The following is a 22,162-nucleotide window of genomic DNA, read 5'->3' as shown; positions in this document are numbered from 1 at the left end:
CTAGTCAGCAACATGGCGACTTAAAGTAAGACGAGTATGAAGTTAAAAATACAAACCAATTTCACATTCATATTAAAGAGAGGTCGTAAGCATGACTCGTCGTGCAATCGGGGTAGAAGAGCGCCCACCATTATTACAAACAATTCCGTTGAGCCTTCAGCATCTGTTTGCAATGTTTGGCGCTACCGTACTTGTGCCAATATTATTTAAAGTTAATCCGGCAACAATATTGCTATTTAACGGGATCGGAACCCTGCTTTATCTCTTTATTTGTAAAGGACGCATTCCTGCATATTTAGGTTCAAGTTTTGCGTTTATCTCACCTGTACTTTTGCTGTTACCATTAGGGTATGAATTAGCACTTGGGGGATTCATCGTCTGTGGCGTGTTATTTTGTCTTGTGGCAGGTATTGTAAAAATAGCAGGGCGAGGCTGGATTAATGTGATGTTCCCACCTGCGGCAATGGGCGCAATCGTTGCCGTTATTGGTTTAGAGTTAGCAGGAACCGCAGCAGGAATGGCGGGTTTATTACCAAGTGCAGATGCACCAGTTGATAATCAAACATTGCTTATCTCTATGGTTACTTTAGGCGTCACTATTTTAGGTTCAGTGATGTTTAGAGGATTCCTTGCAATTATTCCTATTCTTATAGGGGTATTAGCGGGTTATGCACTTTCTTTCTTCTTAGGGGCTGTTGATGTAACGCCTATTAAAGAAGCTAATTGGTTTGCACTACCAACATTCTATTCACCACGTTTTGAATGGAGTGCTATCTTTATCATTCTTCCTGCGGCATTAGTGGTTATTGCTGAACACGTTGGTCACCTTGTTGTGACAGCAAATATTGTGCAACGCGATTTAATGAAAAATCCAGGCTTACATCGTTCTATGTTCGCAAACGGTTTCTCCACCATTATTTCTGGTTTCTTTGGTTCAACGCCAAATACCACATATGGTGAAAATATTGGTGTTATGGCTATTACCAAAGTCTATAGCTCGTGGGTTATTGGTGGCGCAGCAATATTTGCAATCTTATTATCCTGTGTGGGTAAATTAGCCGCCGCTATTGCTGCTGTTCCTGTCCCAGTGATGGGTGGAGTATCTTTATTACTTTATGGTGTTATTGGTGCATCAGGTATTCGTGTTTTGTTAGATTCAAAAGTGGATTACAACAAACCGCAAAACTTGATATTAACTGCCATTATTCTGATTGTTGGTGTGAGTGGTGCTTCAATTCACATTGGTGCGGCTGAATTAAAAGGTATGGCTTTAGCAACAGTTGTGGGTATTGTTTTAAGCTTAATCTTTAAATTAGTCAGTGTGGTTCGACCTGAATCAGAATTTGTAGATAACACGATTGAATCAGTCAGTGGTACAGCAAATAAAAAATAAGTGATATGTTGAAGTTAACGAAAAAGGCGGATTATATCCGTCTTTTTTATTGCATCTTGTTTTTATGTTAAAATTAAAAACTGAGATATTTAACTTTTCAAGTGTTTAAAACTTAGAAAAGCATCAATAATTCAATCATGATGTTTATTTAAATTAAATAAATGAGACAATGGATGTCTGTTCTTATGCGAAATAGGCATTTAGTTACTATTTAAGTGGCATTCGTTTTAAGGTTGGAAAAGACTCAAAAAAGGTATAACGCAATTTATGGAAAAACTCATTGAAGTTTATGATTTCATAACATCAAAGCAGATATTTACCACAATATTCTTAGTTGTTGTGTTGCTGGTGGTATGGTTTCTCGCCAAGATGATTTTCCGTCGGATTGCAAAGCGATTGCTTTTTTTATTTACTGAACTTTCAGATGAAGAAACGATAGAAGACATTGCTAAAAAGAGTGCTTCTATAGTTGCAGTAACATTAGTTCTTTATATTAATCAGTTATTACCATCTTTTTCGCATGAGATGAATGTTATCTTTGAGACGGTTGCTCGTGCTTTTATTATTATCAATATTGCCTCATTACTTAATAATGCTCTCGATATTTTTAACATTAGACATGCCAAAAAGGCGTGGCATCGGAATAATTCCATTAAAGGTTATATTGAAATTGCCAAAATCGTCGTTTGGATAATTTCTTTTATCTTGATCATTGCACTTTTTACTGAACAATCACCACTTATTATTATCTCAAGTTTTGGTGCCATTGCTGCGGTATTAATGTTTGTTTTTCAACATACTCTTATCTCATTTGTCGCCAATATTCTTATTTCTAACGGTAAAGTTTTAAAGCTTTATGATTGGATAGAACTGCCAAGTAGTAATATCAGTGGTGAGGTGATTGATATCGCATTACACACTATCACAGTCCGTAATTGGGATAACACGATTTCACGTATTCCGACAAAGGATTTTTTGACAGAAAAATATACTAACTGGCAACCGATGTTTTCATCTGGAGGGCGTCGGATTAAACGTAGCTTTTATATTGACCAATCTTCGATTTCATTTGCAACAGAAGAATTAGTCCTTGAATTAAAAAATACTGCACATCTTCGTAAAAGCATAGAAACAATGCTTGAAGGCAAAGAAGAAGAAATTGGTGATATTAATGCATGGCTAGAAACAAAAGGGGTGACCAATTTACAGTTATTTAGAAAGTACATGTTAAATTGGATAAAAATGCGTGGTGATGTTAGGCCTGATATGTATTTAGTGATAAGAACAATGCCACCAACACCCATGGGATTACCCGTAGAGTTATACTGTTTTACCAGAGCAACAACATGGGTAGAATACGAAGAAACGCAATCTGAGATTTTTGAGTATATAAATGCATCAGCTAAATATTTTAAGCTTGATATTTATCAGCAGCCTTCAGGTAATGATGTCGCGAAATTAAAATTCAGATAATAAAAACATTAATTAGACAAAGAATACTTTTTGGGTTTTACGCTAAATAATTTGAGGTATAGCTTGGCAACTTCTGTAAATAAACAAGGTCAATGTTAGGGAAACTTGAAGCATGAGTGTTCATAAAACAGGCTATCACGAAAATCTTGCTGTTATCTTAATCAGTGTCATGTGCTTTTTTAATATTGGTTCTGACCTTGTGAGAATTTGTGTTAGAATCACCACGTTTATTAAACTATTCAGGTGAGGTGCTTCTGAATACGCCGTCACAGCTATCATTACCACTATCTCTGCCCGATGACGAGACATTCGATAGCTTTTATGCAGGGGAAAACGCGTCATTAGTCGCGGCAATTCGAACCGCCATTCATCAATCTCATGGCAGTTATATCTATTTCTGGTCCCGCGACGGAGGTGGAAAGAGCCATCTATTACATGCTGCATGTGCTGAACTTTCATTAAAAGGTGATGCCGTTGGGTATGTTCCGCTTGATAAACGAGCCTATTTTGTTCCCGATGTCCTTGAAGGCATGGAGCATTTATCATTAGTTTGTATTGATAATGTCCAATGTATTGCAGGTGATGAAGAGTGGGAACTCGCCTTATTTAATCTTTATAATCGAGTTTTAGAGCATGGTCGAACTTGTTTATTAATTACCGGGGATAGACCACCTCGCCAAATTGAATTACAACTTCCTGATTTAGCGTCTCGTCTTGATTGGGGGCAAATTTACCGTTTGCAGCCACTAAGTGATGAAGAAAAAATTCAAGCATTGCAATTAAGGGCAAAGCTTCGTGGTTTCGAATTACCTGAAGATGTAGGTCGCTTTGTGTTAAAACGCCTTGATAGAAAAATGCGGACACTCTTTGAAATGCTTGATGAACTTGATCACGCTTCTATTGTAGCTCAACGTAAACTCACTATTCCCTTCGTGAAAGATATTCTTAAACTATAGCTTTTACCTCAATACTATCCCTCATCGAATTAGATGAGGTGAATAACACAAATTTTCCTCTATTGTTTAAATTAAACCAATTAAAGATAATGATTTTTCGTTATTTTTAATGGTGTTTTTTGTATTAAAAACTATAAAAAAACCGCTTGTCTTTATAAAAGGCAAGCGGTGAGAAATACAAACAATAAAGGAGGAGGGTTAAATAATTAGTGTGCTTCTACTACTTTAGTTTTCTTCTGAGGTACCAGTAAGAAAATAAGATAAAGTGCAGTAATTGCAACTGTGTAGCCTGTGAAAATTAACCAGAATGATTTCCAGTCAACAGCACCATTTGTGGTATATAAGTCAATGACCCAGCCACTTAACATTGCACCTAAATAAGTACCAAAACCGTTCACTAAGGTCATAAACATACCTTGTGCAGTGGAACGATATTGTAATGGGATCTCTTTTTCTAAGAACAGTGAACCTGAAATATTAAAGAAGTCGAAAGCACAGCCATACACAATCATTGATAATAATAAGACGATTTGTCCCAATGATGTGTAGTCGCCGTAAGCAAAGAAACCGAAACGTAAAATCCAAGCAATCATACTAAATAAAACAATAGTTTCGATTCTTACACGTTTTAGTAACAGAGGTAGGAATAAAATAAAGACGACTTCTGAAATTTGCGAAATAGATAAGAATACAGAAGGATAACGTGCAAAGAATGAATCATCAGCGTTTGGTAATGCTGCAATATCTTGCAGGAATGGTACACCAAAAGTATTCGTAATTTGCAGAACAGATCCTAACAGTGTTGCGAAGAATAAGAAAACAACCACGTTTCTCTTTTTGAAAACTTGCAAAATATTAGAAAGACTAAATGCCACTTCTTCTGTTTTAGCTTCATTTTTATCAACAGCTTTTGTTGCAGGTAAGAACATGGCAAAAACAGCGAGAATAATAGACGCAATCGCAGCCACAAAGAGTTGATGATAGCTATTACCTAAACCTAAGAAGCTAATAACCCACATGGCCGCGATAAAACCGACTGTGCCGTAAACACGGATCTTTGGAAAGTAGTTGTTAGGTTCTAAATGTTTTTGCTCTAACAGTTCAAAGATGATGCTGTTTGCCATTGAAATACTTGGCATAAAGAATAATAAATGCAGCAGGGTAGCAAAAAATAATGTGGTAACAGTCGTCATTTGCGACATTAACACTAATGCTAATGCGGAAAAAATATGCAGAGTAATAAATACCAATTTGCGGTTGTTTATTTTATCTGCAATAAATCCCATAATGACAGGTGCGATAAGTGAGGCAAGCCCAAGAGCACTGAAAATAAGCCCAACATCACTACCTTTAAAATGCAGTTCTCCAAAGAGGTACGAGGCAAATGTTACTAGCCAAGATCCCCATATAAAGAACTGGAGGAATGAGACAAGTTTTAATCTAAGTACGATATTCATCTGTTTTCCTATTAGCCTAGCAATCACCCGACACCATAATGATGATTGGTTAGTTTTAATTGCCCATAATGTTGGCTATAACGTTGTTTATTTCATATACATCTATAACTTCATTTCACACCGATTAATTGTCATCAAATTAAAAATTAACAACTAAAGAAGAGATAGAGTAAATAACAAATTGAAAGTTTATTGCTGTATTGCAGTATTATTTAAAATGTATTTTTTTTGTTAATTTCTTTCTTGGATGATAATGGAAAAATAGAGTGGCGAGAATTTAGTGTTTATCAACTCTGCTATCATATTTTCTGATGCCCATGATATGTAGGAACGCATTTGTGTAAAGAGACTTGAGTCACAATATAAATGAAACACATGATTATTTTTTTCTTTTTAAGGTGACCTATAGTGGGATAGTGTGATCTTGATAGACTTTTCAAAAAATGACGATTTATTAGCCATAAAAAATATGAAACTGAGATGAATTTTTTTGAAGGCAAAAAGAGATTGATTTTTTTCTGTTGAGGAAATAAAGAACACTTTATTAATTGCTGTGATTACAATTTAATAACATTTGGTAATTTATGCCTAAATGGGGAAAAGAGAGTAAACGGTTGCGGATTAATGATAAAACAAAAAATAAAGCCTATTTCACACATCGCGAAGTGTAGGCTTTAATTTTCGGAACTTAGCTATAAATTCTAGCTCTTAGCTAAATAACTCTTTCACTTGCTCTGGTGGGCGACCTAAACGGGCTTTATTCCCAACAATCACAATAGGGCGCTCAATAAGTTTAGGATTTTCATGCATTGCTTGAATTAATGCATCTTGCGATGTTTCGTCAGCAAGTTTGAGTGTTTTATAGATCTCTTCTTTTGTACGCATTAATTTTCTTGCATCATCAAACCCTAGCGCTTTAAGAACTGTTTTAATTTCTGTTACTGAAGGCGCGGTGTCTAAGTAGAGATTAATCTCAGGGGTTACTTGCATTTCTTCTAATAAATGTAAGGTTTCACGGCTTTTTGAACAGCGTGGATTATGATAAATCGTCACTTTCTTGGTCATGTTGTCCCTTATTTAAATTGACTGTCTCTTTGCTGTATTTTTCTTAACTGGTCAATACGTGCATCAAAGCGTGCTTGGTCGTTACTGCCCAGTTTAACTTGTCTGCTTGCATCACCTAAATAACGGATCGCTGTTTCAAAGTCACCTCGGAGTGCTAAATCTTCCGCATAAGCCGCTAATTCATGAGCTCTATCACCTTGTTTAGCTGAGTTTTCTGCCATTAATTGCCAGCCAATAGGATCATTTGGATTATCAAAGGTATAACGATAAAGCAGACGATTAGCTTCGTTATATTGTTTATTATGTATATAAGAATTAGCCAAGTTAGCAATAATAACGTTGTTATTAGGGTTCTGCTTTAATGCCAATTGCAATCTTGCGACAGCATCACTTGCCCGATTTTGTTCTAAATCGATATCTGTCATTGCATCAATAAGCCAAATATTATTAGGCTCTTTTTCTAACATTGGAGTGAGTAATTTTCTTGCGTCATCAAATTTACGATCACGAGAGTAAATGAGTATTTGTGCATAGTTAGCCGCTAATTTTTCAAGCGTAGTACCTTGCTTAAACTGATCAAGCGTTGTTTGAAATGCATTATCCGCGGTGGGATTTTTATTTAGCATGGTTAATACACGCATTTTAGCAAACAGAAAATCTGCTGACTGAGGAAGTTGGCGCGCAGGATATTGGCTAGCTCGGCTTCTTGCATCGGATAATCGGCTATCCGGTAAGGGGTGTGTTAATAACATTTCAGGTGGTTTAGAACTATAGCGAACTTGGTCTGCAAGAATTTGCATAAAATCAGGCATCCCTTTGGGATCAAATCCAGCTCGATAGAGTGTTTGAATTCCAATACGATCAGCCTCTTGCTCGTTCATTTGTGTAAACGTGATCATATTCTGCTGCATCCCCGCCATACTCCCCGTAAAGGTTGCAAGCCCAGCGTTGGGATTGGCCATAAATATCAAAATAGAACCTAATACGCCAGCAAGTGCAAGAGGGGTTGTTTTTGCCTGATCTTCTAGCATTCGTGCTAAATGACGTTGAGTAACATGCGTGATTTCGTGAGCCATAACAGAGGCTAATTCACTTTCAGTTCGGCTATAGCGAAAGAGTGCGGAATGTAAAACAATGTTTCCCCCAAAATAAGCAAAGGCGTTAATATTGGGGTTATTAACTAAATAAAAGTGAAAAGGAGTTTTTACTGAGTTGGCATTAGAAACGAGTTTCTGCCCTAAATTATTAATGTAGTTAGAAAGTAAGGGATCAAAAACTAATGGTGCACTATTTCGCAGTTGGCGAGTATAGTACTCACCCATAGCGATTTCTTGATTAATACTTAGCGTTGAACCTGCAGTGGTTCCCATATCAGGTAAAGAATCTTCAATATCAATCGCAGCATGTGCTGGCACTACTGATGTTGATAGCAACGCAGAAACAAGAAGCGCGACTAATGGTTTTTTAAGTCTGAGTTTCATACAACTATATCCTGATGGCTATCTTAACGAAAAATTAATAATTAATGATGTATGATAGCAAAACCTAACGTAAAATCTGTCAAAAGATTATTGCTTATATGAATGAATACATATAGCTCTATTGTTCTGATTATTATAAAGGATCTTTATTTTCATGCTGGACTTGCTTGTTCAATGGTACAAACGCCGATTTGCTGATCCACAAGTTATCGCCCTTGTGGTTATCTTAATTGCAGGCTTTTCAATTCTGTACTTCTTCAGTGGCATACTCGCTCCTTTGTTAGTGGCAATTGTACTTGCCTATCTTTTAGAGTGGCCAACTCATTTACTTGAGAAATTAGGATGTGCCCGAATTTGGGCCGTATCAATAATTCTGACACTTTTTATCGGTATTAGTGCCATCGTTATTTTGATTTTAGCACCAACGGTTTGGCAACAAGGGATGACTCTAATTTCAGATATCCCAAATATGATCAATAAGTTCAATGCATTTGCACATGAATTACCTGATCGTTTCCCTGCATTAATGGATGCGGGTATTGTTGATATGATGGCAGAAAACTTACGTAGTAAGTTCTCAACAGTTGCGGAATCTGTCTTAAAGGTGTCTTTAGCTTCATTAATCGGTGTTATCACACTTTCTATTTATCTTATTCTTGTTCCTTTAATGACGTTCTTTTTGCTTAAAGATAAGCAACAAATGCTTAATGCTGTGCGTCGTGTTTTACCAAAAAATAGAATACTGGCAGCGCAAGTTTGGATTGAAGTTAATCAGCAAATAACCAACTATATTCGCGGCAAAGTGACAGAAATGGTTATTGTTGGCATTTTTACTTATTTTGTTTTTGCCTTCTTCGATCTACGTTATTCCGTACTGCTTGCTGTTATTGTCGGTGTCTCTGTTTTAGTACCTTATGTTGGTGCTGTTTTAGCGACGATCCCTGTGATTGTTATTGCGCTTTCTCAATGGGGATTAGGATCTGATTTTTGGGCGTTATTCATCGCTTATCTTGTTGTTCAAGGATTAGATAGCAACTTATTAGTACCGATTTTGTACTCTGAAGCAGTGAACATGCATCCTTTAGTTATTATCTTATCCGTAATTATATTTGGTGGCATGTGGGGATTTTGGGGTGTTTTCTTCGCTATTCCATTAGCAACATTGATAAAAGCAGTATTGCATGCATTACCTGATGAAATTACAAGTGAGCAACATATAAAGAAAAGTTAAAGATAGTATTAAGGTAATAAAAAAAACAGACAGTGAAAACTGTCTGTTGTCTTATCAATACAGGTATTTATTTACGGATGCTGGGTGAGATATTCGAGAACGATTTGATGGTGATTAGTTGTTTTAAAGCTATCAAAAACATGTTCAATAACGCCGTTTTTATCAATTAAGAAAGAAGTACGATGAATACCATCGTAAGTTTTTCCCATAAATTGCTTTTCTCCCCAAATACCAAATTCTTCTGCAACTTTATGATCTTCATCTGAAAGTAATGTGAAGTTTAACATCTCTTTTTCAGCGAAACGGGAAAGTTTTTCTGATTTATCTGTGCTAATACCCAATACTTCGACTTTGGCCTTTTTTAATGTGTCCATTTCATCACGTAAGCCACAAGCTTGTGTCGTACAGCCTGGTGTCATTGCTTTAGGGTAAAAATAAACGAGCACGCGTTGACCAGCGAAATCAGATAAATTAATTATTTCTCCATCTTGGTCGGGCAGACTGAATTGAGGCGCCTTTTCACCGGCTTTTAATGGGTTCATTTGGTCATTCTCCATTTTTTACTGTTTCATCATCAGACTATTTACGATACTTATTGTGCCTTGAGCATTTAACTCTGTACATAACTGATTGAATTTCTCATTAATAACAAGACCGTGATCATCTAATGGGTTATGCGCCGTGATTTGTATCTCTAAACGGGCAGGTGTGCCATCTTCTGACGGGTGCGTTTTAGAAATTAATTCAGCAAGATTAAAATTATGCTGGCTAAACAAATTAGTAAAGCGTTCTACAATACCGGGTGCATCTTCAATATCAACCTTCGCTGCAATGGTAGAAGGATAGGTAATGGGAGCCCCATTTTTAGTTCTTTTCATGACGGTCAATAAATCAAGTTCCGCACTTTTAATCGGCAACAACGCTTCTAACTGTGCGATAGCGTTCCAGCCACCTGAGAGTAGCATGATAAACGTAAACTCTTGACCAAACATCGCAAGTCGGCTGTCCTCGATATTACATCCACATTGGCTGACTAATTGTGTAATGGTATCAACAATACCTGGGCGGTCAGCGCCTAATGCAGTAATGACGAGAAAATGTTTATCAGGTATGGGCAAAATGAGGTTCCTTTTGACTTTCAGTTTATTCTTAACAGGTAAACACAAATTTTGATTTCTGCCAAGATCCCTTGCTCACTATCTTCAATTATTATATCTCTTTAATTCATATCAAAGAATATTAGCAAATTTCATTAGAAACCTAGAGTTAAGTAGTTTTCAATAGAGCAATGAATGAGTACCATTGAGTATACGTCTATCTCGGAGCAATGATTATGGTGAATAACGAATTTAATTTTACAGGCAGTATGGTGGCATTGGTTACACCAATGGACGCAAAAGGCAATGTTGACCGGGTTAGTTTACGTAAATTAGTTGACTATCATGTTAATGCAGGCAGTGCTGCCATTGTTTCTGTCGGTACAACAGGAGAGTCTGCAACATTAAGTCATGACGAGCATGTTGATGTCGTTTTAATGACATTAGATATGGCAGATGGGCGTATTCCTGTAATTGCAGGTACGGGTGCCAATGCAACATCTGAAGCCGTTTGGTTTACACAACAATTTGAAAACAAAGGTATTGTGGGTTGTTTAAGTGTGACGCCATATTATAATAAGCCTTCACAAGAAGGCTTGTATCAGCACTTTAAAGCGATTTCTGAAAGCACTGCACTACCACAAATCCTGTATAATGTGCCAGGGCGTACTGGATGCGATTTATTGCCAGTAACAGTTGCACGTTTAGCCAAGTTGGATAATATTGTGGCAATTAAAGAGGCGACAGGGAACTTAAGTAGGGTTAGTCAAATCCAAGAGTTGGTTAATGATGATAGTTTTATCTTATTAAGTGGAGATGACGCATCATCATTAGACTTTATGCAACTTGGTGGTCACGGTGTTATTTCGGTTACTGCTAACGTTGCTGCGTCAGAGATGGTAGAATTATGTCGATTAGCAAATGCGGGTGAGTTTGCAAAAGCACGTGAACTTAATCGACGTCTGATGGACTTGCATCATCAGTTATTTGTTGAACCTAATCCAATCCCAGCTAAATGGGCGTGTCAACGTATTGGATTGATTGAAGACGCCACATTGCGCTTACCTATGACTCCGTTGACATCATCAGGTCAGCAAATTGTCGAGAAAGCGCTGTTAACAGCGGGAATACTGTAAAACTTAGGGAATTTTAATGGCAACACTATTGCATAAATCAAAGATTATGAAAGTCGCGGGTCTGTCGCTGGTGGTTTTACTGGCAGCCTGTTCAAGTGATCAGCGCTATAAACGTCAGGTCAGTGGTGATGAGTCTTATTTAGAGACGGCAGGGCTAAAGAATTTAGCTATTCCGGCGGGTATGGTGTTGCCTTTGCAAAATGGGGAATATGATATTCCAACCCCTAAAAAAACTGAGCCAGTAGGTTTAGCGCTTGATATTCGTCCACCGACTCAAGCTCTGAACTTATTAAGTGGTTCACGTAGTGAAAATAATGCAGATAACAGCAAACTGTTCTTACCTAGCACACCTGAAAATACAACACTATATGAGCAAGTAACGGCTATCTTAAAGGATAAAGGCGTTGCTATTGTAAAAAGTGATGCAGGGCAAAAAGAAATTCATACTGATTGGATAACATGGTTACGTGCAGATGAAAACGTGCCTTTCCAAACACGTCAACGTTTAGTAATAGCTCAAGCGGGTAATGTAATTTCATTAACCGTGACTAACGAAGGTTTACGCCAAGGCGAAACAGATGTTACTGATCCAGCTGAAGTGAAACGTTATAATATTTTAATGCTTAATGAACTGGTTGATGGTTTAAACCGTATGCGTAATTTAAGCGAAAATACAGCTACAAGTAATCTTCAGGGTATTATTGATGTCCAGAGTGGCAGTGATAATGCAGGGCTTCCAGTGATTATTGTACGTGCGCCATTCGATGTTGTTTGGGATAGATTGCCAATCGCATTAGAAAGCGTGGGAATGAAAATGGGCGACCGCACACGTTCTAAAGGTTCAGTTGAAGTGACCTATAAAGGAATGAGTAGCGCAAATTGGAGCTCGTTAGGTGTTGATAGACCAACTGTAGAAGAAGCGGATTATAAATTACAAGTAGGTGATTTAAATAACCGTAGTAGCCTACAATTTATTAGTGATAAAGGTAAGCCATTAACACAATCACAGAATGATCAAATGGTTGCAGCATTGAAAGCCGCTTTCAGTAAACCTGTGAAATAAGTATTCCGCTTTATAAAATAAAGAGAAACCGCACAATTGATATTGTGCGGTTTTTTTATGTCTTTAATAGGTAAAAGTTATCTATTCTTATTTTTATTTCTAGAGATTTAAATAGAGATTCACTATTAAATCTGTCATAAATTGAATGCTCTTTTAATGATAATGTTAAATTTGATGTTATTAATAATATTAATCTTAATGCAATGATCTTAAATCTATGTAATATTGCATCAATTCTTATTCTTAATAAAAATAACAAAGCATTCTCTGACTATATGAAGGAGTATTTATGAGTGCGGGTGATATGATTATTCACTTGATATTAAGTGGGATACTTATTGTAGGTGTTTATCAATTCTATTTTTTTACTCAACGATATACATTGAGAGAAGTGAAAGTAATTAATTCACCTGTTGATGAAAAAATTCCTTTCTGGCCTTGGTGGTCATGGATTTATAGTTTCTTATATTATCCAGCAATTCTATATCTTAACTGGATTATTCAAGACTCAAGACAATTTATTATGATTGTTTTTAGTTATATAGTTCTGTTGGTCATGCAAATGTTTTTCTTTGTAGTATTTCCTGTTGCAACCCCTGCACATTGGCGAACCATTAATCCAGGAAAAACGGCATCAGAAAAATTTCTTAAGTTTGTTCAACACTTTGATGACTCATCAAACTGCTTCCCTAGTATGCACGTTTCAGTTGCAACACTTACGGCTTGTCTTGCTTATGCAACACTAGGGCCTTGGGTTTTCTTATTCCCATTATTTATTGCTTTATCTTGTATGTTTACTAAACAACACTATTTAATTGATTTGCCAGCAGGTGCCTTATTGGGTTGGTTTGCTTATGAAATTTATTGCTTTATTATGTAATAAAATTTTTATGCCATTTGTATTCGTAGGAATATTTGAAAAATACAAAGATAAATGAATAAAAATAGCTTATTGTAATTTAGTAATAAGAGATATAACCAAATTAGTTTCTAATAAAAAAGAAATTAGTTTGGTTTTTTTATTCACAATAACTAAAAATAGGTGTAATGAAAAATGAATCAATCAATTATTAAAAATAATATAACTCTAAAAAGGAGATGATACAGTGGTATAAACTAAAAATATTCTTATTTTGATTTTTTATATTATCTATATTCTATACTTTATTATAGAACTTCTTTTTATTATTTTTAGTGGTTAATTATTGTTACTTTTAATGCTAAAGCTAATAATTTGCTTTTATTGTCTATAAACAGTGTTGTTATCAGTACGTTATCTTCAAGATTTTTTAGTGATAGTTCTCACGTTTTAAAAGCTTTTTTATCTAATCTAGAGTAGAGTATGGGAAGCAAATTTCTTGTTAAACCTATCACATCTTTGGAGTGTGTCAGATGCAGAAAAAAGCTGAGTTGTATCGTGGAAAGGCCAAGACAGTCTATACCACTGAATCTTCTGATTTTCTTATCCTTGAATTCAGAAATGATACATCAGCGTTAGATGGCCAACGTATTGAACAGTTTGATCGTAAAGGCATGGTAAATAATAAATTTAACCATTTCATTATGAATAAACTGGAAGAAGCGGGTATCCCAACGCAGATGGAACGTTTGCTTTCTGATAATGAAGTGCTAGTCAAAAAACTCGATATGGTGCCTGTTGAATGTGTTATCCGCAATCGTGCGGCTGGCTCATTAGTTAAACGTTTAGGCGTTGAAGAAGGTATGCTTTTAAACCCACCTATTTTTGATTTATTCTTAAAAGATGATGCACGTCATGATCCTATGGTGAATGAATCTTATTGTGAAACCTTTAATTGGGTATCTAAAGAAAACCTCGCAGAAATGAAACGTCTTAGCTATAAAGCAAACGATGTCCTTAGTGAATTGTTTGATAAAGCAGGGCTTATTTTAGTCGATTTTAAACTCGAATTTGGTCTATTCCACGGTAAAGTTGTATTGGGTGATGAATTCTCTCCTGATGGTAGCCGTCTATGGGATAAAAATACCTTAGATAAAATGGATAAAGATCGTTTCCGTCAAAGCTTAGGCGGATTAATTGAAGCATACGAAGAAGTTGCACGTCGAATCGGTGTTTCTTTAGACTAAATACGCAAACGATTACGTCAAGTTAAACAAGATGTAATTAGAAAAGGTCAGCTTAAAAACTGACCTTTTGTCTTAATAGAAGCATTTTAAATGAAATATATTAAACAAATATAGCAATGCTACTAAGCAACTATGGTGATAGCTTAATTGAATTACGTTTAATAATAAGAAAATTTATCGTAATCCTAAGCTTTCTAATAATTGTTTAATTTCATTATTAAGTGCAAGGCTATCAATATATTGGTTAATCAGTGGTGTAGGCTGGATAAGTGCATACTTGCACAAAAATATAAGGAAATAACCTACATATACATCAACGGCAGTCAGATTTTTGCCACAAATATAAGGATTAGCACTAGCTAGCCCCGTTTCTAAACAATGAAAGGCTCGTTCAAATGAACCAAAACCAGAGGATTTTTGTTGTTCTTCATTCAACTCTATACCGAGATCTTTGACTGTAAATGCCGCTTCAATGGGTCCTGCGGTAAAAAAGAACCAACGATAATAAGCTGCACGTTCGGGGGAATTTAGTGCAGGTGCAAATCCTTTCTCAATAAACTTATCCGCTAAATAAGCACAAATTGCGGAAGTTTCTGTAACAATATATTCGCCATCAACTAATGCAGGAACCTTTGCCATCGGATTAATTGCAAGGTATTCAGGGCTATGCATTGGTTCACCATACGCTAATTCAACACGTTGATATGGCACATTGAGTATTTTTAAAAAGAGCTCAACCGTGTTGCCGCGAGACATTTTATTAGTATAAAGGATAAGTTCACTCATGATGTTTCCTTACTGTGTTGATTGACATTATGTTTGTTTAAACTGAAATTGCTAAACTAATAACAGCAAGGAAGATATTACGGAAGTTGAGTGTCAATTATTGTCAGGAGTGTCTTTGAGGATCTCTTTTTTCCATCTATCGAGCAAATAACTTTTTGGATAAGGTAAATTATCACTTAATACATCATAAGAAATAATTCTATCAAGTCTAAAATGGCGATAGCTTTGACGCAATTCACACCATGCAGCAATGACTTGTGAGTCTTGAAAGTAGCCAATCGCAATCGGCCAAATAATACGATGACTTAATTGTTTTTGAGCGTCTTTATAATCAATCTTCGCTTTTTTCTCTTCACGCAAACTTAAACGTAAATCTTTAGCAATAGTGTGGTTAACTTCAATAATTCGGTTTGTAGGAACAAATAACGTGTTTTTCTCCAGTAATGTTTGATGCTGTGTTGTGACCACGGCATTAATTTTATTAATTGCACGTAATGCCGAGTAGCTTAATTCGTTATCTGTATTATTTTCAACCCAACGTAACCCTAAGATAAGGGCCTCCAATTCATTAATATCAAAGGTTAATGGAGGAAGTAATAATCCTGATTTTAATTGATAACCCATACCCGCTTCACCCGTAATTTCAGCACCTTGATCACGTAGAGATTCAATATCACGATAAATCGACCGTACACTTATGTGTAATTTATCAGCGAGCGCTTCAGCAGTTATCGGATAACGGTTTTCTTTTAAAATTTGTAATAAAGTGAGTAAGCGTTGGGTCCGAGTCATTAAGATCTCAATGTGTTAACAAAAAATACGATGATTAGGAATAAGAATTCTATTATGAAATGACTAGAGTGTGTTGAGTTATTTTCTCTAATAGTCTCTATTACCTTGCTCTTAAAAAATAGGGAATAGAGATGGCAATTTTTTGTTATTATCTCAAATCAAGTGATAAATTTACTCATAATAAAGATAAATTAGCCTATTAAACCAGTGGGGATAAGTTATGCGTTGGAATGATCGCCGAAGAAGTAATAATGTGGAAGACCGAAGGGGACAACCTTCCTCTGCATCTGGTGGTGGCAATCTCCCATTAGGATTAATTGCACTTTTACTGCGTACTAAATATGGTTTTGTAATAATTATTGTTTTAGTTATCGCCAGCTTTATGGGATTTGATTTTAACACGTTAACGGGGGGCAACAATCAAGCCCCACAACGTAATGAGCAACAAACCGCACTTTATAATGAAGCTGCCGATTTTAGTAGTGTTATTTTAGCCAGTACTGAAGATTTCTGGCGGACAATTTTTGCACAAGCAGGAAAACAATATAGTGATCCTAAACTCGTGCTATATACCAATAGCACAACAACACAATGTGGAACTGGTACAAAAATAATGGGGCCATTTTATTGTCCCGCTGATCGAAAAATCTATCTTGATCTCTCTTTTTATAATGAAATGAAAAATAGCTTAGGTGGTGGTGGCGAATTTGCCCAAGGTTATGTTATTTCTCATGAAGTTGGTCATCATGTTCAGCATTTATTAGGCATTACAACTCAAATGCGTGAAAAACAACAAATGGCTCGCTCAAAAGCAGAAGCAAATCGTTTATCTGTAAAATTAGAGCTACAAGCTGACTGCTTTGCGGGAATGTGGGGGCATTTTATTGCAGGTGAAGGCCGTATTGATGAAAGTGATGTATTAACGGCAATTAAAACAGCGCAAGCTATTGGTGATGATAAATTACAGCAACAACAGCAAGGTTATGCAGTTCCTGATAGCTTTACACATGGCACCGCAGAACAGCGAAAAACTTGGTTTATGCGTGGTTATAACAGCGGTAGTATCAAATCTTGCGATACATTTGCTTCTTCGTCTTTGAACTAATACCATTCTTTGGTAAATAAAAGACAATTAACACTATAAAGAGAAAGGGTTAGGAACAAACATGAGTAATGTTGATCCCTCATTATTAATTTTACTGGTCCTCGCTGGGCTCGGTATTATTAGTCATAATATGACTGTAACGTTAGCTATGCTGGCTTTGTTAGTTATTAAAATTACACCATTAAATCAATATTTTCCTGTTGTTGAAAAATATGGCATGACCATAGGTATCTTAATTCTTACCATTGGCGTAATGACACCTATTGCAACGGGGCGTATATCAGGACAAGAAGTTCTTAATTCATTCTTAAATTGGAAATCACTATTAGCGATTGCTATTGGTATTGCTGTTTCTTGGTTAGGCGCTAGAGGTGTTTCTTTAATGAATAACCAGCCTTCAACAGTTGCTGGCTTATTAGTGGGAACGGTGATTGGAGTAGCGCTTTTCCGAGGTGTTCCAGTTGGGCCATTAATTGCAGCTGGTATTCTTTCGTTATTAATTGGTAAATCCTAGTAGTGTCATTCTCCCATTTGCATCAATACCAACAAAAGTTAGCACGATTTGGGCAGCGTCAATTACTGCTATTAGCGGGCGATCCAACATGGCAAGCAGAACAGATCCTGCAAATTACCCAGTTATGCGAAGGTGATTGGATAACGATTTCCTCCAGTAAACCTAATGCTATTTTACCAGAGCACGCTATCCGTTTGTTAGGGCGAGAGTTTCTACATGCTGTTTTTGATGCTAATGAGGGATTTAATACCGATGCTTTAGCGATGTTAACAGGCACATTAAAAGCTGGTAGTTTATTGATCCTGTGCTTACCTGATATTGATAATTGGGATAGCTACATAGATAACGATAGTCAGCGCTGGAATGATGCTCAAGGTGTACTTTCAACACCAAATTTTATGGGATGGCTAAAAGATATCACGTTGGGTGGTGGTCAAGTGATTGTGTGGCAACAATCAACATTATTGAAATTGCCTACAATGATAGAAAAAACTAAACCTTGGGTGCTTCCACAAGGTGAACCAACCACAGAGCAGCAAGTAATTTTAGATAATTTGCTTATATCGACATCTGGTGTTTGGAGTGTTATTGCACCAAGAGGACGTGGAAAATCTGCGCTTGCTGGTATGTTTATCGAGCAATGTCAAGATAATGTGATAGTTTGTGCACCAGCTAAAAATAGCACTGATGTTTTATCTTCCCATACCAACAAAGCCATTTCATTTTACTCTCCTGATAATTTATTAGCACTGTGCAAAAATAATGCAATTCATAGTGATTGGTTGATCATTGATGAAGCTGCTTCTCTACCAATTGCACAATTAGAAGTGCTGTGTGGTTATTTTCCTAATGTGTTAATGACAACCACAGTACAAGGTTATGAGGGAACAGGGCGCGGTTTTATGCTTAAATTAGGAGACAACATTCCCAATTTACGCATCTATCAATTACAAACACCAATCCGTTGGGCTAAAGATTGTCCATTAGAAAATTGGCTTAATCAGTTGTTATTGCTTGATGAACCTGAATATGATTTTGAACGCCAGCAACAAGGTGAAGTCGATATCCAGCAGCTTCAAGGAAATTGGCATAATAATATTCCACAATTACATGGATTTTATCAACTTCTTACTAGTGCGCATTATCGAACAACACCATTGGATCTACGGCGTTTACTTGATGGCCAAAAACAGCGTTATTGGTCAGCGACAATCAATAAAAAAATTGTAGGTGCTGTGTGGTGTATTGAAGAAGGGGGGGTACCTTTCAAACTTGCTTATGAGGTATGGCTGGGTACTCGTAGGCCTAGAGGTAATCTACTTGCACAATCATTAGTCACCTATGGTTTAACGCCAGATGCGGTGTGTTTAACCTCATTGCGTATTAGTCGAATTGCCGTTTTGCCTCAATATCGACGTCAGAAAATTGCCGCAACTTTAATAACTAATATTGTAAAAGAGAGCCAAAAACAGGCTATTGATTACCTTTCAGTGAGCTTTGGTTACACTGAAGTTTTAGCGCAGTTTTGGATGCAATGTGGCTTTCAAATAGTACGATTAGGGGTACATAAAGAGGCAAGTAGTGGATGTTATGCCGCAATGGCGATTTATCCACTAACAGAAAAAGGTGAGCAGTTATTACGTTCGTCTTTAAGCGCTTTTGCTTTGCAATATCAGAAGATAAAACAGCAAACAGGCATCTGTTTATCAACGAAATTACTACCCCATCATATTGCTACACCACAAGATACTTGGTTAATGATGGCAGGTTTCGCATTTGCTCATCGTCCGGTACTCACCGTTTATGAGAGTGTTGCCAACTTTTTGGTAGGTTATGAGCAACACTACCCGTTATTGGTGGCTTTTTTTGTAGAAAATAAAACAGTTGAACAGTGTGTAGCTGAGTTTTCTTTATCAGGAAAAAAAGTCTTAGCTAAGCAACTAAGAGAACAATGCGCAAAATTAATGGCTGAAAGAGATCCTCAATTAACATCGCATTATCAACAGTGGTTAGCTACTTGTTCTCATCCTTCTTGTTTTGATTTTGTTTAGGCCAATCATCTTCATCATCCCATTTATCATTAAAATCACGGTGTGGGGGTAATTTCCGCTTATTTTTAAGAAATTGTTTAGGATCGATTTTGTTCATATCTTTAATTGCGTTAATAATAATTCCCACCAAAAGAATTAAAATAACCCACCAATAGTCAGCAAACCAGTGCATAAATAAACCTTCTGTTTTAAAATCGTTATTGAGAATGAGGATCTTTTTTATTTAACGCTATAAAATGACCAAATACAGCATAAGTTGGAAAAGCACAGTATGAAACGGATATTATTGATTATAGCAGGTTGGTTATGTGTTGGATTAGCCACGCTGGGTGTTATTTTACCTGTATTACCCACAACACCTTTTTTATTACTTGCTGCATGGTGTTTTTCACGCTCATCAACACGCTTTCATCATTGGTTACTTTACCGTTCTTGGTTTGGTCCTTATTTACGTTATTGGCAAACTTATCGTGCCATGCCTAAAGGGGCGAAACCTAAAGCTATCTTAGTGATCTTAATTACTTTTGCGATTTCACTGTGGTTAGTATCAATGCTATGGGTCAGAATATTATTACTCATGATCCTAGTTTGTTTATTAATTTTTATGTGGAGACTTCCTGTAAACGATCAACAAGAAGCCCCATGTGAGAAATAACTTTATTCAGGCAAAACAATATAACGTGAAAATATCTCGTCAAGATTCGTTAATAACCACTGTTTACCATAAATATCTTCTTCCTCTAACACTGATTTAAGAATTTCAGGTGTGTAAGCAAGTGAGGCTTCATGAGATAGAGGCCAATAACTGATATGCCAAGGTTCGTAAGCAATATCGCTCTCTTTATGAGTAAATGGGCGATAAAAATCATATGCTGACATATTTTCCGTTAACCACTCATTAAGCTCTGCAAAATAGCCTCCGTCTTCATACTCCCAAGGCTCTAACTGTAATGATTGTCCTTCAGGTAAGCGAAAAGGATCATAAATATCAATTTCAGTTCCCCAATGGTGGCGACTTGCTCCCGGCAATGCTGACCATTTTAAAATGGCAGTACAACGCTCACCTTCTGATAGTGAATAAATATCTATTGGTTGGCTTTGTGCATCTAAGACAGGGCGCGTTCCTTCAAATTTGCCATTCCATATTGCCAGTTGGCGATTAAAATCGCGAAAAGAGCTGGCTGGCATTAATTTAAAACCTGCTTTTGTTGCTTGTTGTTGTAATGCTAAAAACGCTTTAGTGGCATTAAATTGTAAACGGTGTTGGCCTGATAAAGTGACCAAATGGTCAGTAGAACGACCCGTTAACATTAGAGGCGTTATCATAAAATAAGTTGCTCCATCACTCGCTGATAAATTCGACTAAGTTGCTGTAAGTCTGCCGCATTGACACATTCATTCACTTTGTGAATAGTTGCATTTACAGGGCCTAACTCAACAACTTGTGCTCCCATTTGAGCTATAAATCGCCCATCAGAAGTGCCTCCGCTGGTGGAGAGCTCTGGTTCTAAATTGGTATAATGTTTAACAGAATAGCGAACCGCTTCAAGCAATTTACCTTGACCAGTAATAAAAGGTTGACCTGATAAAGACCATTCTAAATGATAACTAAGTTGGTGTTTTTGCAATAAAGCTTCTGTACGTTGACGAATTTCTTCATCAGTAATTGCGGTGCTAAAACGGAAATTAAATTGGATAAACAATTCACCAGGAATAACATTATTACTGCCAGTACCTGCATGAATATTGGCAATTTGCATGGTTGTTGCTGGGAAAAATTCGTTGCCTTCATCCCAAACCGTATTGACTAATTCTTGAATAAAAGGGGATGCAGTATGAATAGGATTTTCTGCAAGGTGAGGGTAAGCGACATGCCCTTGTACACCCTGAATTAATAAATTCGCTGTTATTGAGCCACGACGGCCATTTTTTACCATATCACCTAATTGATGTTGGCTTGAAGGTTCACCGACAAGGCAATAATCGAGACGTTCGCCTCGTGACATCAAAGATTGCACAACTTTCACTGTGCCATCTGCTGCTTTTGCTTCTTCATCGGAGGTAATTAAAAAAGCCAGCCGTCCACGATGATCAGGATAAGAACGAACAAAACGTTCTGCGGCAACAATCATTGCGGCAAGAGAACCTTTCATATCAGCAGCACCGCGCCCATAAAGCATGCCATCACGTATTGACGGTTCAAACGGTGGTTGTTCCCATAATGCAGGATCACCAGTAGGAACTACATCTGTATGACCAGCAAAGGCCAGAGTCTCGCCCTCACCACCACGACAAGCCCATAAATTCTCTGTTTCACCAAAAGGCATTCTTTCAATAGTAAAACCAAGAGGAGCTAGCCTATCAATAATCAATTGTTGACAACCTTGATCGTCAGGGCTTATCGAAGGACGTGAAATTAATTGTTGTGCAAGTTCAATAACAGGACAGGACATAAA

22 protein-coding genes are annotated in these 22,162 nt (G+C 36.8%); 12 read left to right on the top strand and 10 right to left on the bottom strand.

All coding sequences use genetic code 11. The features are described from left to right. Window positions 1-91: 91 nt before the first annotated feature. The 3 genes from uraA (at window position 92) to hda (ending at window position 3,822) form a co-directional block, all read left to right on the top strand. Complete coding sequence (gene uraA / locus DK866_RS03300) at window positions 92-1,393, top strand: uracil permease (RefSeq protein WP_109407723.1); 1,302 nt, start codon at window positions 92-94, stop codon at window positions 1,391-1,393. A 267-nt stretch (window positions 1,394-1,660) separates the two neighbouring features. Then, entirely contained in the window at window positions 1,661-2,866 is a 1,206-nt protein-coding gene (locus tag DK866_RS03295; protein WP_109407722.1) for a mechanosensitive ion channel family protein, read from the top strand. Window positions 2,867-3,114: 248 nt separating this feature from the next. Further along, window positions 3,115-3,822, top strand: coding sequence for a DnaA inactivator Hda (gene hda, locus DK866_RS03290; RefSeq protein ID WP_006533048.1), 708 nt, complete (start codon window positions 3,115-3,117; stop codon window positions 3,820-3,822). A gap of 206 nt (window positions 3,823-4,028) precedes the next feature. Here the strand turns inward: hda and DK866_RS03285 are convergent, their stop codons facing one another. From DK866_RS03285 to DK866_RS03275, 3 genes are all read right to left on the bottom strand, one after another. Further along, window positions 4,029-5,279 carry an MFS transporter gene (locus tag DK866_RS03285; RefSeq protein ID WP_109407721.1) on the bottom strand — a complete coding sequence of 417 codons (1,251 nt, stop codon included), beginning with the start codon at window positions 5,277-5,279 and terminating at the stop codon, window positions 4,029-4,031. A 708-nt stretch (window positions 5,280-5,987) separates the two neighbouring features. Further along, window positions 5,988-6,344, bottom strand: a complete 357-nt coding sequence (gene arsC, locus DK866_RS03280; protein ID WP_109407720.1) for an arsenate reductase (glutaredoxin) — start codon at window positions 6,342-6,344, stop codon at window positions 5,988-5,990. Between the two features lie 8 nt (window positions 6,345-6,352). Then, on the bottom strand, window positions 6,353-7,825 hold the full coding sequence (locus tag DK866_RS03275; protein WP_109407719.1) for a tetratricopeptide repeat protein: 1,473 nt from the start codon (window positions 7,823-7,825) through the stop codon (window positions 6,353-6,355). A gap of 154 nt (window positions 7,826-7,979) precedes the next feature. Between DK866_RS03275 and DK866_RS03270 the strand changes: the two genes are divergently transcribed. Then, window positions 7,980-9,056 carry an AI-2E family transporter gene (locus DK866_RS03270; RefSeq protein ID WP_109407718.1) on the top strand — a complete coding sequence of 359 codons (1,077 nt, stop codon included), beginning with the start codon at window positions 7,980-7,982 and terminating at the stop codon, window positions 9,054-9,056. A gap of 71 nt (window positions 9,057-9,127) precedes the next feature. Here the strand turns inward: DK866_RS03270 and bcp are convergent, their stop codons facing one another. Continuing rightward, window positions 9,128-9,598, bottom strand: a complete 471-nt coding sequence (gene bcp, locus DK866_RS03265) for a thioredoxin-dependent thiol peroxidase (RefSeq protein ID WP_109407717.1) — start codon at window positions 9,596-9,598, stop codon at window positions 9,128-9,130. An 18-nt stretch (window positions 9,599-9,616) separates the two neighbouring features. Next, window positions 9,617-10,174, bottom strand: a complete 558-nt coding sequence (locus DK866_RS03260; RefSeq protein WP_072068422.1) for a glycine cleavage system transcriptional repressor — start codon at window positions 10,172-10,174, stop codon at window positions 9,617-9,619. 215 nt (window positions 10,175-10,389) lie between these two features. On the opposite strand from DK866_RS03260, the gene dapA reads away from it, so the two are divergent. The 4 genes from dapA to purC all read left to right on the top strand — a co-directional run bounded on the left by dapA (window position 10,390) and on the right by purC (window position 14,458). Then, window positions 10,390-11,289, top strand: coding sequence for a 4-hydroxy-tetrahydrodipicolinate synthase (gene dapA / locus DK866_RS03255; RefSeq protein ID WP_072068421.1), 900 nt, complete (start codon window positions 10,390-10,392; stop codon window positions 11,287-11,289). A 16-nt stretch (window positions 11,290-11,305) separates the two neighbouring features. Further along, window positions 11,306-12,352 (top strand): outer membrane protein assembly factor BamC, encoded by a 1,047-nt coding sequence (gene bamC, locus DK866_RS03250; protein WP_072068420.1) that lies wholly within the window; start codon window positions 11,306-11,308, stop codon window positions 12,350-12,352. Window positions 12,353-12,641: 289 nt separating this feature from the next. Further along, a complete protein-coding gene (locus tag DK866_RS03245; RefSeq protein WP_072068419.1) occupies window positions 12,642-13,232 on the top strand; it encodes a phosphatase PAP2 family protein in 591 nt (196 codons plus the stop codon). Between the two features lie 512 nt (window positions 13,233-13,744). Beyond that, window positions 13,745-14,458, top strand: coding sequence for a phosphoribosylaminoimidazolesuccinocarboxamide synthase (gene purC, locus DK866_RS03240; RefSeq protein WP_072068417.1), 714 nt, complete (start codon window positions 13,745-13,747; stop codon window positions 14,456-14,458). 174 nt (window positions 14,459-14,632) lie between these two features. Here the strand turns inward: purC and DK866_RS03235 are convergent, their stop codons facing one another. Together DK866_RS03235 and DK866_RS03230 are read right to left on the bottom strand one after the other, a co-directional pair. Next, window positions 14,633-15,244: a glutathione S-transferase family protein gene (locus DK866_RS03235; RefSeq protein WP_109407716.1), complete on the bottom strand. Its 612-nt coding sequence runs from the start codon at window positions 15,242-15,244 to the stop codon at window positions 14,633-14,635. A 93-nt stretch (window positions 15,245-15,337) separates the two neighbouring features. Further along, complete coding sequence (locus tag DK866_RS03230; RefSeq protein ID WP_109407715.1) at window positions 15,338-16,036, bottom strand: helix-turn-helix transcriptional regulator; 699 nt, start codon at window positions 16,034-16,036, stop codon at window positions 15,338-15,340. A gap of 220 nt (window positions 16,037-16,256) precedes the next feature. On the opposite strand from DK866_RS03230, the gene ypfJ reads away from it, so the two are divergent. The 3 genes from ypfJ to DK866_RS03215 all read left to right on the top strand — a co-directional run bounded on the left by ypfJ (window position 16,257) and on the right by DK866_RS03215 (window position 19,706). Next, a complete protein-coding gene (ypfJ, locus tag DK866_RS03225) occupies window positions 16,257-17,141 on the top strand; it encodes a KPN_02809 family neutral zinc metallopeptidase (RefSeq protein WP_109407714.1) in 885 nt (294 codons plus the stop codon). Between the two features lie 61 nt (window positions 17,142-17,202). Continuing rightward, the gene (locus DK866_RS03220; RefSeq protein WP_006533030.1) at window positions 17,203-17,655 is read left to right on the top strand and encodes a DUF441 domain-containing protein; all 453 of its coding nucleotides are present in this window, start codon (window positions 17,203-17,205) and stop codon (window positions 17,653-17,655) included. Window positions 17,656-17,657: 2 nt separating this feature from the next. Next, entirely contained in the window at window positions 17,658-19,706 is a 2,049-nt protein-coding gene (locus tag DK866_RS03215) for a tRNA(Met) cytidine acetyltransferase TmcA (RefSeq protein WP_109407713.1), read from the top strand. On the opposite strand, the gene DK866_RS03210 is transcribed toward DK866_RS03215, so the two are convergent. Next, on the bottom strand, window positions 19,669-19,878 hold the full coding sequence (locus DK866_RS03210) for a YpfN family protein (protein WP_036936107.1): 210 nt from the start codon (window positions 19,876-19,878) through the stop codon (window positions 19,669-19,671). The two genes, DK866_RS03215 and DK866_RS03210, sit on opposite strands and share 38 nt — an antisense overlap. A gap of 99 nt (window positions 19,879-19,977) precedes the next feature. Here DK866_RS03210 and DK866_RS03205 point away from each other — a divergent pair, with 99 nt between their 5' ends. After that, window positions 19,978-20,361 carry a DUF454 family protein gene (locus DK866_RS03205; protein ID WP_109407712.1) on the top strand — a complete coding sequence of 128 codons (384 nt, stop codon included), beginning with the start codon at window positions 19,978-19,980 and terminating at the stop codon, window positions 20,359-20,361. A gap of 2 nt (window positions 20,362-20,363) precedes the next feature. Here the strand turns inward: DK866_RS03205 and DK866_RS03200 are convergent, their stop codons facing one another. Both DK866_RS03200 and dapE read right to left on the bottom strand, forming a co-directional pair. Beyond that, window positions 20,364-21,032, bottom strand: a complete 669-nt coding sequence (locus tag DK866_RS03200) for a M15 family metallopeptidase (protein WP_109407711.1) — start codon at window positions 21,030-21,032, stop codon at window positions 20,364-20,366. Further along, window positions 21,029-22,159 carry a succinyl-diaminopimelate desuccinylase gene (gene dapE / locus DK866_RS03195; protein ID WP_109407710.1) on the bottom strand — a complete coding sequence of 377 codons (1,131 nt, stop codon included), beginning with the start codon at window positions 22,157-22,159 and terminating at the stop codon, window positions 21,029-21,031. Before dapE ends, DK866_RS03200 begins: the two co-directional genes overlap by 4 nt. Between the last annotated feature and the right edge of the window lie 3 nt (window positions 22,160-22,162).

This window comes from Proteus genomosp. 4 str. ATCC 51469 (genome assembly GCF_003144375.1).
Lineage (GTDB): Bacteria > Pseudomonadota > Gammaproteobacteria > Enterobacterales > Enterobacteriaceae > Proteus.
Note: the sequence above shows the minus strand (reverse complement) of the source record. Positions and strands in the feature narration are given on the sequence as shown.

Coding starts and splice junctions, on each gene's coding strand:
- uraA (WP_109407723.1), top strand. CDS start 92: ATGACTCGTCGTGCAATCGGGGTAGAAGAGCGCCCACCATTATTACAA.
- DK866_RS03295 (WP_109407722.1), top strand. CDS start 1,661: ATGGAAAAACTCATTGAAGTTTATGATTTCATAACATCAAAGCAGATA.
- DK866_RS03285 (WP_109407721.1), bottom strand. CDS start 5,279: ATGAATATCGTACTTAGATTAAAACTTGTCTCATTCCTCCAGTTCTTT.
- arsC (WP_109407720.1), bottom strand. CDS start 6,344: ATGACCAAGAAAGTGACGATTTATCATAATCCACGCTGTTCAAAAAGC.
- DK866_RS03275 (WP_109407719.1), bottom strand. CDS start 7,825: ATGAAACTCAGACTTAAAAAACCATTAGTCGCGCTTCTTGTTTCTGCG.
- DK866_RS03270 (WP_109407718.1), top strand. CDS start 7,980: ATGCTGGACTTGCTTGTTCAATGGTACAAACGCCGATTTGCTGATCCA.
- bcp (WP_109407717.1), bottom strand. CDS start 9,598: ATGAACCCATTAAAAGCCGGTGAAAAGGCGCCTCAATTCAGTCTGCCC.
- dapA (WP_072068421.1), top strand. CDS start 10,390: ATGGTGAATAACGAATTTAATTTTACAGGCAGTATGGTGGCATTGGTT.
- bamC (WP_072068420.1), top strand. CDS start 11,306: ATGGCAACACTATTGCATAAATCAAAGATTATGAAAGTCGCGGGTCTG.
- DK866_RS03245 (WP_072068419.1), top strand. CDS start 12,642: ATGAGTGCGGGTGATATGATTATTCACTTGATATTAAGTGGGATACTT.
- purC (WP_072068417.1), top strand. CDS start 13,745: ATGCAGAAAAAAGCTGAGTTGTATCGTGGAAAGGCCAAGACAGTCTAT.
- DK866_RS03235 (WP_109407716.1), bottom strand. CDS start 15,244: ATGAGTGAACTTATCCTTTATACTAATAAAATGTCTCGCGGCAACACG.
- DK866_RS03230 (WP_109407715.1), bottom strand. CDS start 16,036: ATGACTCGGACCCAACGCTTACTCACTTTATTACAAATTTTAAAAGAA.
- ypfJ (WP_109407714.1), top strand. CDS start 16,257: ATGCGTTGGAATGATCGCCGAAGAAGTAATAATGTGGAAGACCGAAGG.
- DK866_RS03220 (WP_006533030.1), top strand. CDS start 17,203: ATGAGTAATGTTGATCCCTCATTATTAATTTTACTGGTCCTCGCTGGG.
- DK866_RS03210 (WP_036936107.1), bottom strand. CDS start 19,878: ATGCACTGGTTTGCTGACTATTGGTGGGTTATTTTAATTCTTTTGGTG.
- DK866_RS03205 (WP_109407712.1), top strand. CDS start 19,978: ATGAAACGGATATTATTGATTATAGCAGGTTGGTTATGTGTTGGATTA.
- DK866_RS03200 (WP_109407711.1), bottom strand. CDS start 21,032: ATGATAACGCCTCTAATGTTAACGGGTCGTTCTACTGACCATTTGGTC.
- dapE (WP_109407710.1), bottom strand. CDS start 22,159: ATGTCCTGTCCTGTTATTGAACTTGCACAACAATTAATTTCACGTCCT.